Annotated in this window: 11 protein-coding genes; 8 read left to right on the top strand and 3 right to left on the bottom strand. The window is 60.5% G+C overall.

The window, feature by feature from the left end; translation table 11 throughout:
• Positions 1-63: 63 nt before the first annotated feature.
• The 3 genes from M2400_RS00205 (at position 64) to M2400_RS00215 (ending at position 4193) form a co-directional block, all read left to right on the top strand.
• Positions 64-1335, top strand: coding sequence for a YeaH/YhbH family protein (locus M2400_RS00205; protein ID WP_003211000.1), 1272 nt, complete (start codon positions 64-66; stop codon positions 1333-1335).
• Positions 1332-2894: a SpoVR family protein gene (locus tag M2400_RS00210; protein WP_259198059.1), complete on the top strand. Its 1563-nt coding sequence runs from the start codon at positions 1332-1334 to the stop codon at positions 2892-2894. Before M2400_RS00205 ends, M2400_RS00210 begins: the two co-directional genes overlap by 4 nt.
• Positions 2895-2957: 63 nt before the next feature.
• Complete coding sequence (locus M2400_RS00215) at positions 2958-4193, top strand: multifunctional CCA addition/repair protein (protein WP_177043247.1); 1236 nt, start codon at positions 2958-2960, stop codon at positions 4191-4193.
• Here M2400_RS00215 and folK read toward each other — a convergent pair.
• A complete protein-coding gene (gene folK / locus M2400_RS00220; RefSeq protein WP_259198058.1) occupies positions 4163-4681 on the bottom strand; it encodes a 2-amino-4-hydroxy-6-hydroxymethyldihydropteridine diphosphokinase in 519 nt (172 codons plus the stop codon). The two genes, M2400_RS00215 and folK, sit on opposite strands and share 31 nt — an antisense overlap.
• Entirely contained in the window at positions 4672-5025 is a 354-nt protein-coding gene (folB, locus tag M2400_RS00225) for a dihydroneopterin aldolase (protein WP_177131790.1), read from the bottom strand. The genes folK and folB overlap by 10 nt, the downstream gene beginning before the upstream one ends.
• Positions 5026-5099: 74 nt before the next feature.
• Between folB and plsY the strand changes: the two genes are divergently transcribed.
• The gene (plsY, locus tag M2400_RS00230) at positions 5100-5669 is read left to right on the top strand and encodes a glycerol-3-phosphate 1-O-acyltransferase PlsY (protein WP_177043244.1); all 570 of its coding nucleotides are present in this window, start codon (positions 5100-5102) and stop codon (positions 5667-5669) included.
• 33 nt (positions 5670-5702) lie between these two features.
• Here the strand turns inward: plsY and tsaD are convergent, their stop codons facing one another.
• Complete coding sequence (gene tsaD / locus M2400_RS00235; RefSeq protein WP_010167287.1) at positions 5703-6728, bottom strand: tRNA (adenosine(37)-N6)-threonylcarbamoyltransferase complex transferase subunit TsaD; 1026 nt, start codon at positions 6726-6728, stop codon at positions 5703-5705.
• Positions 6729-6931: 203 nt separating this feature from the next.
• On the opposite strand from tsaD, the gene rpsU reads away from it, so the two are divergent.
• The 4 genes from rpsU (at position 6932) to M2400_RS00255 (ending at position 15337) form a co-directional block, all read left to right on the top strand.
• Positions 6932-7147: a 30S ribosomal protein S21 gene (gene rpsU / locus M2400_RS00240; RefSeq protein ID WP_002551877.1), complete on the top strand. Its 216-nt coding sequence runs from the start codon at positions 6932-6934 to the stop codon at positions 7145-7147.
• 445 nt (positions 7148-7592) lie between these two features.
• Positions 7593-9554 (top strand): DNA primase, encoded by a 1962-nt coding sequence (dnaG, locus tag M2400_RS00245; protein ID WP_003211012.1) that lies wholly within the window; start codon positions 7593-7595, stop codon positions 9552-9554.
• 67 nt (positions 9555-9621) lie between these two features.
• Positions 9622-11472, top strand: a complete 1851-nt coding sequence (gene rpoD, locus M2400_RS00250; RefSeq protein ID WP_063026748.1) for an RNA polymerase sigma factor RpoD — start codon at positions 9622-9624, stop codon at positions 11470-11472.
• A 121-nt stretch (positions 11473-11593) separates the two neighbouring features.
• Positions 11594-15337 carry a bifunctional diguanylate cyclase/phosphodiesterase gene (locus M2400_RS00255; protein ID WP_259198057.1) on the top strand — a complete coding sequence of 1248 codons (3744 nt, stop codon included), beginning with the start codon at positions 11594-11596 and terminating at the stop codon, positions 15335-15337.
• The last annotated feature ends 11 nt before the right edge of the window (positions 15338-15348 follow it).

Raw genomic sequence — 15348 nt, forward strand, 5'->3', positions numbered from 1 at the left:
GTTTTTAAGCTTCCAGCTTGCCGCTTGAAGCTTGTAACTTGAAGCTGCCCGGAGGGCTCCCACATGAGCTATGTGATCGACCGACGTCTCAATGGCAAGAACAAGAGCACGGTAAACCGCCAGCGTTTCCTGCGGCGTTACCGTGACCACATCAAAAAGGCCGTCGAAGAGGCCGTCAGCCGCCGTTCCATCACCGACATGGAGCATGGCGAACAGATCAGCATTCCCGGCCGTGACATCGATGAACCGGTGCTGCACCACGGCCGGGGCGGCAAACAGACGGTCGTGCACCCCGGCAACAAGGAGTTCACCAGCGGCGAACACATCCAGCGCCCCCAAGGCGGCGCGGGCGGCAAAGGCCCGGGCAAGGCCGGCAATTCCGGCGAAGGCATGGACGAGTTTGTGTTCCAGATCACCCAGGAAGAGTTCCTGGAGTTCATGTTCGAAGACCTGGAGCTGCCCAATCTGGTCAAACGCAACCTGACCGGTACCGACACCTTCAAGACCGTGCGCGCCGGGATCAGCAACGAGGGCAACCCGTCACGGATCAACATCATCCGCACCCTGCGTTCGGCCCATGCGCGGCGAATCGCATTGTCTGGCAGCAGCCGGGCAAAACTGCGGGACGCCAAGGCCGAACTGGAACGCTTGAAACGCGAAGAGCCGGACAACTTCGGCGATATTCAGGAAATCGAGGCCGAAATCGCCAAACTCAGCGCGCGAATTCATCGCGTACCGTTTCTCGACACCTTCGACCTGAAGTACAACCTGCTGGTCAAGCAACCCAATCCCAGTTCCAAGGCGGTGATGTTCTGCCTGATGGACGTGTCCGGCTCCATGACCCAGGCGACGAAGGACATCGCCAAGCGCTTCTTCATCCTGCTGTACCTGTTCCTCAAGCGTAACTACGACAAGATCGACGTGGTCTTCATCCGCCACCACACCAGCGCCCGGGAAGTCGATGAAGAAGAATTCTTCTACTCGCGGGAAACCGGCGGCACCATCGTTTCCAGCGCCTTGAAGCTGATGCAGGAAATCATGGCGGAGCGCTATCCGGCGAACGAGTGGAATATCTACGCCGCCCAGGCCTCCGACGGCGACAACTGGAACGACGACTCGCCCATCTGCCGCGACATCCTGATCAACCAGATCATGCCCTTCGTGCAGTACTACACCTACGTCGAAATCACCCCGCGCGAACACCAGGCGCTGTGGTTCGAGTACGAGCGCATCAGCGAAGCCTTCGCTGACACCTTCGCCCAGCAACAATTGGTCTCGGCCGGCGATATCTATCCGGTCTTCCGTGAACTCTTCCAGCGCAGGTTAGTGACATGACCGCCAAAGAGCATAAGCGCCAACCCATATCCACGGGGTCCGAATGGACCTTCGAACTGATCCAGGCCTATGACCGGGAAATCAGCCGCATCGCGGCGGGTTATGCCCTGGACACCTACCCCAACCAGATCGAAGTGATCACCGCCGAACAGATGATGGACGCCTATGCGTCCGTGGGCATGCCCCTGGGCTATCACCACTGGTCCTACGGCAAACACTTCCTCAGCACCGAAAAGTCCTACACCCGCGGCCAGATGGGCCTGGCCTACGAAATCGTCATCAACTCCGACCCGTGCATCGCCTACCTGATGGAAGAAAACACCATCTGCATGCAGGCGCTGGTGGTGGCCCACGCGTGCTACGGGCATAACAGCTTCTTCAAGGGTAACTACCTGTTCCGCACCTGGACCGATGCCAGCTCGATCATCGATTACCTGGTCTTCGCCAAGCAGTACATCATGCAGTGCGAGGAGCGCCACGGCATCGATGCGGTGGAAGACCTGCTGGACTCCTGCCACGCCCTGATGAACTACGGCGTCGATCGCTACAAACGCCCTTATCCGATCTCCGCCGAAGAAGAACGCCTGCGCCAGAAGGATCGTGAAGAGCATCTGCAAAAGCAGATCAACGACCTGTGGCGCACAATTCCCAAACGCGCTGGCAAGAACAGCGACAAGGACAATGCGCGCTTCCCCGCCGAACCTCAGGAAAACATCCTGTACTTCCTCGAAAAACACGCGCCGTTGCTGGAGCCCTGGCAGCGGGAAATCGTGCGGATCGTGCGCAAGATTGCCCAGTATTTCTACCCGCAACGCCAGACCCAGGTGATGAACGAGGGCTGGGCCACGTTCTGGCACTACACCCTGATGAACGACCTGTACGACGAAGGCTTGGTTACCGACGGCTTCATGATGGAGTTCCTGACGTCCCACACCAGCGTGGTCTTCCAGCCGGGCTTCGACAGTCCTTACTACAGCGGCATCAACCCGTACGCCCTGGGCTTTGCCATGTACCGGGATATCCGACGCATGTGCGAGCACCCTACCGAAGAAGACCGCCGCTGGTTCCCGGACATTGCCGGCAGCGATTGGCTGTCGACCATCAAGTTCGCCATGAGCAGCTTCAAGGATGAGAGCTTCATCCTGCAGTACCTGTCGCCCCAGGTGATTCGTGACCTCAAGCTGTTCAGCATCATGGACGACGACCTCAAGGACGACCTGTTGGTGCCAGCGATCCATGACGAACCGGGTTACCGCACCATCCGCGAAACCCTGGCGGCGCAGTACAACCTGGGCAACCGCGAACCCAACGTGCAGATCTACAGCATCGACGTACGCGGCGATCGCTCGCTGACCCTGCGCCACCAGCAGCACGACCGCAAACCCTTGGGAGAGTCCACTGACGAGGTCCTCAAGCACCTGCACCGGCTCTGGGGGTTCGATATCCACCTGGAAACGCTGCAGGGTGACCATGTGATGAAAACCCACCATGTTCCGCCCCGCAACGAACACAGCGACAACGACTACGGTCGCCTCGACCTGGCTGTCGTGCATCTGTGAAATCGCAAAGCCTCCATTGGCGGGCCGCAGGCGTTATCCTGTGCCGCTAATGGAGGCTTTTTCATGCAAATCTACAAAGTCGGTGGCGCGGTACGAGATCGCCTGCTGGGCATCCCCGTTACCGATATTGATCGCGTCGTAGTTGGCGCTACCACTGAGGAAATGCTCGCCCTGGGCTACAAGCCTGTGGGCTCGGACTTTCCCGTGTTCCTCGATCCAAAGAACGGCGACGAATACGCCCTCGCCCGCACAGAGCGCAAGAGCGGCCGGGGTTATGGCGGCTTTGTATTTCACGCCAGCCCCGAAGTCACCCTGGAAGAAGACCTGATCCGCCGTGACCTGACCATCAACGCCATGGCCGAAGATGATGACGGCAACCTGACCGATCCGTACCACGGCCAGCGTGATCTGAAAGCGCGCGTTCTGCGTCACGTTTCACCGGCGTTTGCCGAAGATCCGCTCAGGGTGCTGCGCGTTGCACGCTTCGCCGCACGCTACGCCAGCCTTGGTTTCACCGTCGCACCGGAAACCCTCGAGCTGATGCGCGACCTCAGCAACTCCGGCGAACTGGAAGCCCTCACGCCCGAGCGCAGCTGGAAGGAGATTTCCCGCGCCCTGATGGAAAATCAGCCACAGGTGTTTATCCAGGTACTGCGCGATTGCGGCGCCCTGAAAACCCTGATGCCGGAGATCGATGCCCTGTTTGGCGTACCGCAGCCCGAAGCTCACCACCCCGAAATTGATACCGGCGTGCACACCCTGAGCGTGCTGGAACAGGCTGCCCTACATGCCCAACCGCTGACCGTGCGCTGGGCCTGCCTGCTGCACGACCTGGGCAAGGGCCTCACGCCTGTGGATAAGTTACCGCAGCACATCGCCCATGAGCATCGCGGCTTGAAGCTGATCAAGGCGGTGAACGAGCGCTTCAAGGTGCCAAGGGATTGCCAGGAACTGGCGCTGCTGGTGGGCGAATACCATACCCACGGCCATCGCGCACTGGAGCTGAGGCCCTCGACCTTGCTGGAGTTGCTGCAAAGCTTTGACGTTTACCGTCGTCCGCAGCGTTTCGAGGAGTTTGTGGTGGCGTGCGAGATGGACGCCCGTGGCCGCAAGGGCCTTGAGCAGCGAAGTTATCCACAGGCGGATTATTTGCGCGGCGCAGCGCTGGCGGCCAGAGGTGTGGCCGTCGCGCCGCTACTGGAACAAGGCTTCAAAGGCCCTGAATTGGGTGAAGCGCTCAAACGCGAACGGCTCAAGGCGTTGAAAGCCTATAAGAGCGAATCCGGCGTCAGCGACTGATCTCGCCACTGGAACGCAACGGGCGCCAGTACCTGATCAATGTGTGCATCCCGCCACAGCGCGGCAAATGTCTTGCCCGCCTCGGGGTGCACACGCTCCGGCGCCATCAACGACAGCGGCCACAGCACAAACGCGTTCTTCAGGATTTCGGCCCGGGGCAGGACCAGCCCGTCGAAGTTACCCACCAGCTCGCCGTACAGCAGCACGTCGATGTCCAGCGGCAAACCCTTGCGATCCGGGGCGTAGCGGCCATTGTCGGCCTCGATGAATTTCAGCCGGCGGTCCAGCTCCATCAACGGCAGGTCGGTATAGGCCGACACCACGAGATTGAAGAAAGGCCCGCTCTTGATGCCCACCGGCTGGCTTTCAAACACCGGCGAACAGTGCATATCCGTCAGGAAACCCGCCAGCGCATCGAGGCCGGCGCACAAATGCGTCTGGCGCTCGATATTGCTGCCAAGACCAAGGTAAACCTGAGTTAGCGACATCCGCGCTCGATCTCCACGCCCACGCCCTTGGCCGCCGAAACGGCGCCGGGCTTGGTCAGCTTGAGGTGCAGCCAGGGAATCTGGAATTCACTCATCAATACTTCGGCCAAGCGCTCGGCGAAGGTTTCCACCAGCTGGAATTGTGCCTGCTCGGCAAAGGCCTGGATGCGGGCAGACACGCTGGCGTAATCCAGGGCCAAGGTCAGGTCGTCACCGGCCGCGGCCGGGCGGTTGTCCCAGGCGAAGCTCAGGTCCAGACGCAGGCATTGCCGGATACCGCGCTCCCAGTCGTAGGCCCCGATCACGGTGTCGACTTCCAGGCCTTCGATAAACACTCTGTCCAAGCACTCTTCTCCGCTGCACGACAAGGGCGCGATGCCCCGTTAGAATCAGGGCGTCCTCGCCCGGAATAGTTAGCATGTTTTGGTTACTGGCGACTCTCGCCTACCTGCTCGGCTCGCTGTCCTTCGCCATTTTGCTCAGCCGCCTGACGGGAAATCCCGACCCGCGAATGAGTGGCTCAGGCAATGCCGGCGCCACCAATATGTTGCGCCTGGCCGGCAAGAAACTCGCCGTACTGACGCTGTTCGGCGACGTCTGCAAGGGCCTGCTGCCGGTGTTGATCGCCGACCTGGCCGGGCTTTCGCTGCAACAGCAAGCCTGGATCGGCGTCTGCGCCGTGCTCGGCCATCTGTTTCCGCTGTACTTCCGCTTTCGCGGCGGCAAGGGCGTCGCGACGGCAGCCGGCATGCTGCTGGGGATCTACCCACCGGCGGCGCTGCTGGCCCTCCTGGCCTGGCTGCTGACGTTCTACCTGACCCGCACCAGCTCACTGGCCGCACTGATCGCCACACCCCTGACCCTGCCATTGCTGGCCTGGCAGGAGCCGGCGGCGCTGGTGCCGATGAGCGTGCTTACGCTGCTGATCGTCTGGCGCCACCGGGGCAATTTACGCGACCTGTTTGCCGGGCGCGAACGGCATTTTTAAATACGCCCGCTGAACATGGCTCACGTTCGCCGATTACAGCGGCGGCAGTTGCTCCATCGGCCAGCGTGCCTGCACGCTGATGGCCAGGCTCTCATGCTGACCGGCCTGCAAACGCTGGCAGCCGGCATAGGCGATCATCGCGCCGTTATCGGTGCAGAATTCGGGACGGGCATAAAACACATCGCCCTTCATGTCGCCGAGCATTTTCTCCAGTGAGCTGCGCAATGCCTTGTTGGCGCTGACGCCGCCGGCGATCACCAGGCGCTTCATACCCGCCTGCTTCAGGGCACGCTTGCACTTGATGGTCAAAGTCTCCACCACGGCCTGCTGGAACGCCAGCGAGATGTCGCAACGGGCTTGCTCACTGTCGTCTCCGGCGCTGACGCTCTGCTGCCAGGTGTTCAGGGCAGAGGTTTTCAGGCCGCTGAAGCTGAACATCAGGCCAGGGCGATCGCACATCGGACGCGGGAAGGTGTAGCGTCCCGGGATGCCTTTTTCCGCCAGCCTCGCGATTTCCGGGCCGCCTGGGTAATTGAGGCCCATCATCTTCGCGGTCTTGTCAAAAGCTTCACCGGCCGCATCGTCCAGGCTTTCGCCCAGAAGCGTGTATTGACCGATTCCATCCACCTGAACCAGCTGCGTATGGCCACCTGAAACCAACAAAGCGACGAACGGGAACTGTGGCGGGTTTTCTTCCAGCATCGGCGCCAGTAAATGGCCTTCCATGTGGTGCACGCCGAGGGCCGGAATGCCCCAGGCAAAGGCCAGCGCCTGGGCGCAAGAGGCCCCAACCAGCAGGGCTCCGACCAAGCCGGGGCCCGCGGTGTAGGCAATGGCGTCGATCTCGGTCGGCACGCAGCCAGCCTCGTCCAGCACCTGGCGAATCAAAGGCAGCATGCGTTTGACATGATCACGGCTGGCCAGCTCCGGCACCACGCCACCATAGGCGCGATGCAGGTCGATCTGACTGAACAGTGCGTCGGCCAAAAGCCCGCGTTCACTGTCGTAAAGTGCGACACCGGTTTCGTCGCACGAGGTTTCTAATCCCAGAACTAGCATGGGTTTGCGCCTTGTAGAGGCTGAATTCGAAGGCGCGCATAATAGTCGCCGCTCCCCCTCCCGACTAGCGGTTTTCGATCAGAGGCTTTGCATTCCGGGCAATGAGGGGTTAACATCCGCAACCCTTAAAAACCGACGACCTCAGCCGCGAATTTTTTGCGACGAGAACGTTGATTCCCGGTAATGAAAGAAGGTAGCTCTGGATGCCAGCCGTCAAAGTAAAAGAGAACGAACCCTTCGACGTAGCTCTGCGTCGTTTCAAGCGCTCCTGCGAAAAAGCCGGTGTTCTGGCTGAAGTTCGTAGCCGCGAATTTTATGAGAAGCCAACTTCTGAGCGTAAGCGCAAAGCAGCAGCCGCTGTTAAGCGTCACGCCAAGAAAGTTCAGCGCGAGCAGCGCCGCGCCGTTCGTCTGTACTAATACACAGACGTTCGTAGCAAGCTTCTGCCAAGCCCGGCCCTCAGCCGGGCTGTTGGCATTTGCGGATATCGCTTGATGCTTCACCGTTGACGCCGCACACGCGACTGAAACGAACCGCTTCACACGTCAGGACTGGCTCTTTTGCCAGCGGTGCACGTCTCTTCTGACGAGCCTAACAAGGCTACTGACGAGCACACTTATTTTTCAACAGGCGATCAACAGGTCGGCTGCGCCCACAGACGAGCTTCCGAGGCCCCCACATGGCCAAGACCGGACTCCCGGGCAACATTTCTACGCCGGGCACTGATCGGAACTAACGTCAGTGAATGTTCGGCAGATACACTTCCTGACAGACCAAGCAGACGACAGATTATCGAGCCGCACGATACGCGCGCCTTGAACACTTTGCGGGCCCTCTTTTACACGCAGTGATGACGAGAACGCCATGGCCGGGCTAATTCCCCAGAGCTTTATTGACGACCTTCTGAACCGCACCGACATCGTCGATGTTGTCAGCTCGCGCCTGCAGATGAAAAAGGCCGGCAAGAACTACACCGCCTGCTGCCCGTTCCACAAGGAAAAGACTCCGTCGTTCAGCGTCAGCCCCGACAAGCAGTTCTACTACTGCTTCGGCTGCGGCGCTGGCGGCAATGCCCTCGGCTTCATCATGGACCACGACAACCTGGACTTCCCCCAGGCCGTCGAGGAACTGGCGAAAGCCGCCGGCATGGAAATCCCCCGCGAAGAAAGTGGCCGCCCGCACAAACCGCGGCAACCCACCGATTCGCCGCTATACCCGCTGCTCACTGCCGCCGCCGACTTTTACCGCCAGGCACTGAAAAGCCATCCGCAGCGCAAAGCCGCCGTCGATTACCTCAAGGGCCGCGGCCTGACCGGTGAAATCGCCCGCGACTTCGGCCTCGGCTTCGCCCCGCCCGGCTGGGACAATCTGTACAAACACCTGAGCAGCGACACCCTGCAGCAAAAAGCCATGATCGACGCTGGCCTGCTGGTGGAAAACGCCGAGACCGGCAAGCGCTATGACCGCTTCCGCGACCGCGTGATGTTCCCGATCCGCGACAGTCGCGGCCGCATCATTGCCTTCGGCGGCCGAGTGCTGGGGGACGACAAACCCAAATACCTGAACTCACCGGAAACCCCGGTGTTTCACAAAGGCCAGGAACTCTACGGCCTGTTTGAAGCGCGCAAGAACAACCGCAACCTCGATGAAATCATCGTGGTTGAAGGCTATATGGACGTGATCGCCCTGGCCCAGCAAGGTTTGCGCAATGCTGTGGCCACCCTGGGTACTGCCACCAGTGAAGAGCACTTGAAGCGGCTGTTTCGTGTGGTACCCAACGTATTATTCTGCTTCGACGGCGACCAGGCCGGCCGCAACGCTGCCTGGCGCGCTCTTGAATCGACCCTGTCGAGCTTGCAGGACGGGCGGCGCGCACGCTTCCTGTTCCTGCCCGAGGGCGAAGACCCGGACACCCTGGTCCGCTCCGAAGGCACCGACGCGTTCCGCGCGCGCATCAACCAACATGCACAACCGCTGGCCGATTACTTTTTCCAGCAACTGACCGAAGAGTCCGACCCGCGCTCCCTCGAAGGCAAGGCCCATATGGTCACCCTCGCAGCGCCGCTGATCGACAAGGTCCCGGGCGCCAACCTGCGGACCCTGATGCGTCAGCGCCTGCTGGAAATTACCGGTTTGAGTGGCGAGGCCGTCAGCCAGCTGGCGCGCAGCGCGCCGCAAGAGGCGCCGCCGGCCTACGACCCGGGCATGGATTACGACGCCATGCCGGACTATTCGGACTTCCACCAACCGCAGGAGGCCTACACGCCCCAGCAGGAGTGGACACCGAAGAAACCCGGCGCTGGCGGCAAGAAATGGGACAAGAAACCCTGGGACAAAAACGGCAAACGTGGCGGCGACCGTGACGAACCGCGCGGGCCACGCGTCCCAGCAGCAGTAGAGCCGCCCACCATGGCGGCCCTGCGTACGTTATTGCACCACCCGCAACTGGCACAAAAAGTCGAGGATGCGGGGCACTTTGCGGCCGAAGACCACACCAATACGCAACTGTTGGTGGCCCTGCTCGAAGCCGTACAGAAGAATCCTAAGCTAAACTCATTCCAGCTGATTGCACGCTGGCACGGCACCGAACAGGGCCGCTTGCTGAAGGCATTGGCAGAAAAGGAATGGCTGATTGATGGCGATAACCTTGAACAACAGTTTTTCGACACCATTACTAGCTTGGTAGCTCGTCAACGCGAGCGAAACCTGGAACAACTTCTTCGAAAAGCGCGTCAGAGTGAATTGACCGCCGAAGAGAAAAATCAACTGCGCGACCTTTTAAGTCGCAATGTTTCCGCATCAAACCCGACCTCAGCTGGCGTGTGAGGTCATAGCTCGGGTATAATCCTCGGCTTGTTTTTTGCCCGCCAAGACCTTCAGTGGATAGGGTGTTATGTCCGGAAAAGCGCAACAGCAGTCTCGTATCAAAGAGTTGATCACCCTTGGTCGTGAGCAGAAGTATCTGACTTACGCAGAGGTCAACGACCACCTGCCTGAGGATATTTCAGATCCAGAGCAGGTGGAAGACATCATCCGCATGATTAATGACATGGGGATCCCCGTACACGAGAGTGCTCCGGATGCGGACGCCCTTATGTTGGCCGACGCCGATACCGACGAGGCAGCCGCTGAAGAAGCAGCCGCCGCGTTGGCAGCGGTCGAGACCGACATCGGTCGCACGACTGACCCTGTGCGCATGTATATGCGCGAAATGGGTACGGTAGAGCTGCTGACACGTGAAGGCGAAATCGAAATCGCCAAGCGTATCGAAGAGGGCATCCGTGAAGTGATGGGCGCAATCGCGCACTTCCCAGGCACGGTTGACCACATTCTCTCCGAGTACACTCGCGTCACCACCGAAGGTGGCCGCCTGTCCGACGTCCTGAGCGGTTATATCGACCCGGACGACGGCATTGCGCCACCTGCGGCTGAAGTTCCGCCACCGATCGATGCCAAGGCTGCGAAAGCAGACGACGACACCGACGATGAAGAAGCTGAAGCCAGCACCGATGACGAAGAAGAAGTCGAAAGCGGTCCGGATCCGATCATCGCAGCCCAGCGCTTTGGCGCGGTCTCCGATCAGATGGAACTGGCTCGCAAGGCCCTGAAGAAGCACGGTCGCGGCAGCAAGCAGGCAACTGCTGAACTGCTGGCCCTGGCTGAACTCTTCATGCCGATCAAACTGGTACCGAAGCAATTCGAAGGCCTGGTTGAGCGGGTTCGTAGCGCCCTTGAGCGTCTGCGTGCACAAGAGCGTGCGATCATGCAGCTCTGTGTCCGTGATGCGCGCATGCCGCGTGCCGACTTCCTGCGCCAGTTCCCGGGCAACGAAGTCGACGAAAGCTGGACCGACGCACTGGCCAAAGGCAAAAGCAAATACGCTGAAGCCATTGGTCGCTTCCAGGCCGACATCGTTCGTTGCCAGCAGAAGCTGACTGCATTGCAGACCGAAACCGGTCTGACGATTGCCGAGATCAAGGACATCAACCGTCGTATGTCGATCGGTGAGGCCAAGGCCCGCCGCGCGAAGAAAGAGATGGTTGAAGCGAACTTGCGTCTGGTGATCTCCATCGCCAAGAAGTACACCAACCGTGGCCTGCAATTCCTCGATCTGATCCAGGAAGGCAACATCGGCTTGATGAAGGCTGTGGACAAGTTCGAATACCGTCGCGGCTACAAATTCTCGACTTATGCCACCTGGTGGATCCGTCAGGCGATCACTCGCTCGATCGCCGACCAGGCCCGCACCATCCGTATTCCGGTGCACATGATCGAGACGATCAACAAGCTCAACCGTATTTCCCGGCAGATGTTGCAGGAAATGGGTCGCGAACCGACCCCGGAAGAGCTGGGCGAACGCATGGAAATGCCTGAGGATAAAATCCGCAAGGTATTGAAGATCGCTAAAGAGCCGATCTCCATGGAAACCCCGATCGGTGATGACGAAGACTCCCATCTGGGTGACTTCATCGAAGACTCGACCATGCAGTCGCCAATCGATGTTGCTACCGTTGAGAGCCTGAAAGAAGCCACTCGCGACGTACTGTCCGGCCTCACTGCCCGTGAAGCCAAGGTACTGCGCATGCGCTTCGGCATCGACATGAATACCGACCACACCCTTGAGGAAGTCGGTAAACAGTTTGACGTTACCCGTGAGCGGATCCGCCAGATCGAAGCCAAGGCGCTGCGCAAGCTGCGCCACCCGACGAGAAGCGAGCATTTGCGCTCCTTCCTCGACGAGTGATCACAGAACCCCCGGCCCAGGCCGGGGGTTTTGCTTTCTACAGTTTAAATTCCCCCCGCCTCACCTCCCCCGAAATGCCCGTCTACACTCGAAACATTCCCCGTGCCATAACGAGACCGTTATGCCCAGATTGCCGACTGTGTTACTGCTGTCGCTGCTGACCTGGACCGCAACGGCTGGCGCGTTGACTCTCACCGATGAAGAGCGTGGCTGGCTGGCGGACCACCAAGAGTTGCGCCTGGGCGTCGATGCGTCCTGGCCGCCCTTTGAATACCGCGATGAAGAAGGTCGTTACCAAGGCCTGGCCGCAGACTACGTGCGCCTGATGCAGGACCGCCTAGGGCTCAGGATCAAACTGATCGAGCCGGTGAACTGGAGCGCGGTACTGGAACAGGCCCGCAACAACCAGCTCGACCTGCTGCCGGGCATCATGTCCACCCCCGAACGCCAGGGCTTCCTGTCGTTTACCCGGCCGTATCTCGACTTCCCCATCGTCATCCTCGCCCATGAAGGCGGCCCGCAACCGCGCAGCCTCAAGGACCTGTACGGGTTAAAGGTGGCCGTGGTGGAAAACTATGCGCCCCACGAACTGCTGCGCACTCACCACCCGGACCTCAACCTGGTGGCCATGCCCAACGTCAGCGCAACGCTGCAGGCCCTCGCCACGGATAAGGTCGACGCCGTGGTCGGCGACCTCGCTTCCAGCGTGTGGAGCCTGCGCCAACTCAAGCTGGAAGGCCTGTACATCAGCGGCGAAACGCCCTATCGCTATCAATTGGCCATGGGCGTGCCCAAAGACGACAAGATGCTGGTGGGCATCCTCGACAAAGTCCTGGCCGACATCAGCCCGGCCGAGACCGAAGCCATCCAGCAACACTGGGTTGGCAACGTCATCGACCACCGCACCCTCTGGACCGATGTACTGCTCTACGGGCTGCCGGCGGTGCTGTTGCTGAGCATCGTGCTGGCCGTGGTTATCCGGATCAATCGCCGGCTCAGTTCGGAAATTTCCCGCCGTGTAGCCCTCGAACAGGAACTGCGCAGCAGCGAATACCATTATCGCGGCCTGGTGGAGAGCCTTTCAGCGATCGCCTGGGAAGCCAGCATCAGCGATTTCACCTACAGCTACGTGTCGCCCCACGCCGAGGAACTGCTGGGCTATCCGCGGGCCCATTGGCTGATCCCGGGCTTCTGGCGCAACATCATTCACCCCGCCGACCTGACCCGCACAGAATCCTATTGCTACGCAGAAACCCGAGCCAACCGCGACCACAGTGTCGACTACCGCGTGATCACCGCCGATGGCCGCTGCCTGTGGGTGCGAGACATCGTCAGCCTGATCGAACACGGCCACGAACCGGTGCTGCGCGGCCTGATGATCGACATCAGCGAAGCCAAGCGCACCGAGGAAGCGTTGCAGCTTTCGGAGCAGAAGTTCGCCTCCGTGTTCCAGCAATGCCCGGACATCCTGGTGATTGCCCGGCTGTCCGACGGCTGCCTGATGGAGGTCAACAAGGCGTTCGAGGATCAGATCGGCCTGAGCGCTGAAGAAGTCGTAGGAAAAACCGCCACCGAACTGAATATCTGGGGCATCCAGGGTGTAGGCCCCGGTCTTCTGCAACGGGTGCAGACCACCAGCATCCGTAACCTGGAAATGCCTTTCCTGCGCAGCAACGGCCAGGCCTTCACCGGGCTGATTTCCGCCGAACCGTTTCAACTCGACACCACCGAAGCCCTGGTGGTGGTGGTGCGTGATATCACCCAACTGAAAGAAACCCAGCAGCGGCTGCAAACCTCCGAAGAGAAATTCGCCAAGGCCTTCCACGCCTCCCCCGATGGCCTGCTGCTGTCCCGCCAAAGCGACGGCTTGCTGATCGAAGTCAACGAAGGCTTCAGCCGCATAACCGGCTTCAACAGCGTGATGTCACTGGATCAGTCCACCCTGGACCTCGGCATCTGGGTCGACCTGAACGAACGCAAGGACATGCTGGAACTGCTGCAACGGGACGGATTCGTCCGCGACTTTGTCTGCCACATCCGCCGCAACGACGGCGAGATTCGCCTCTGCGAGGTCTCCAGTCGCCCGCTGCCCATCGGTGACGAAGACTGCATGCTGACCATCGCGCGGGACATCACCGAGCGCCAACTGATGCAGGAAAAACTGCAACAGGCCGCCACCGTCTTCGAGAGCACTGCCGAAGGCGTACTGATCACCGATATCCGGCAAAACATCAGCGCCGTGAACCGCGCCTTCAGCGAGATCACCGGCTACAGCGAAGCCGAAGCCCTCGGCCAAACCCCGCGCCTGCTCGCCTCCGGCCTGCACGACAGCGCCTTCTACGCAGCCATGTGGCATCAACTGACGGCCAACGGCCATTGGCAGGGCGAGATCTCCAACCGGCGCAAGAACGGCGAGCTGTACCCCAGCTGGCTGACCATCAGCGCGGTGCGTAACCGCGAGCAGTCGATCACCCACTTTGTCGCCGTGTTTGCCGACATCTCCAGCCTCAAGCACGCCCAGGCGCGCCTCGATTACCAGGCCCACCACGACCCGCTGACCGGCCTGCCCAACCGCACCCTGTTTGAAAGCCGCCTGCAGGCTGCCCTCAACCATCAACAGGAAACCGGCAGCCAGGGTGCTGTGCTGTTCCTCGACCTCGACCGCTTCAAACACATCAACGACAGCCTCGGCCACCCGATTGGCGACCTGCTGCTCAAGGACATCGCGGTACGCCTCAAGGACCAACTGCGGGACGTCGACACCGTGGCGCGCCTGGGCGGCGACGAATTCATCATCCTGCTGCCCGGCCTGCAACAAGCCAGCGACGCAGAACACCTGGCCAATAAACTGCTGGCCTGCTTCACCCCGCCGTTCCAGGCGGGCGAGCACGAGTTCTTTATCAGCGCCAGCATCGGCACCAGCCTGTACCCACGGGACGGCGTCGACGTCGCCACCCTGGTCAAAAACGCCGACGCCGCCATGTACCGCTCCAAGGCCAAAGGCCGCAACCGCGTCGAAAGCTACACCCAGGACCTGACTGCCCAGGCCAACGAACGGGTGGCCCTGGAGCACGAACTGCGCCGGGCCATCGAGCGCGACGAATTGCGCCTCTACTACCAGCCGAAACTGAGCCTGGACACCCAACAACTGATCGGCGCCGAAGCACTGATCCGCTGGCTACATCCCACCTTCGGCGAAGTGCCACCCGAGCACTTCATCGCCCTGGCCGAAGAGAACGGCATGATCCTGCAAATTGGTGACTGGGTACTGGACCAGGCGTGCCGGCAAATGCACGACTGGAGAGAAGTCTTCGATGACTTCGGGCCGCTGTCCGTCAACCTCGCCGGCGCGCAACTGCGCCACCCCAACCTGCTGGCGCGCATCGAACAACTGCTGCGGGACAACCACCTGGAGCCCGGCTGCCTGCAACTGGAGATCACCGAAAACTTCATCATGAGCCAGGCCGAAGAAGCGCTGGAGGTGCTGCACCAACTCAAGCGCCTGGGCGTGCAACTGGCCATTGATGACTTCGGCACCGGGTATTCGTCCCTCAGCTATTTGAAGCGCCTGCCGCTGGATTTCCTGAAGATCGACCAATCCTTCGTGCGTGGCCTGCCGGATGATCCGCACGATGCCGCCATCGTGCGCGCCATTATTGCCCTGGGGCACAGCATGCAATTCACCATCATCGCCGAAGGCGTGGAAACGCCTGCCCAGCAAGCGTTCCTGGCGGCTGAAGGCTGCGAACAGATGCAAGGCTACATCGTCAGCCTGCCACTGCCGCCGGACCTTTTTGCAGCTACCTTCCTTCGTATGAGCGTTTCGGACTTTTCGGATGGCACAGCGAAGAAACCATCGCTATAATCCGCGGCCTA

Source organism: Pseudomonas sp. BIGb0558, assembly GCF_024807515.1.
Taxonomy (GTDB): Bacteria; Pseudomonadota; Gammaproteobacteria; order Pseudomonadales; family Pseudomonadaceae; genus Aquipseudomonas; species Aquipseudomonas yamanorum_A.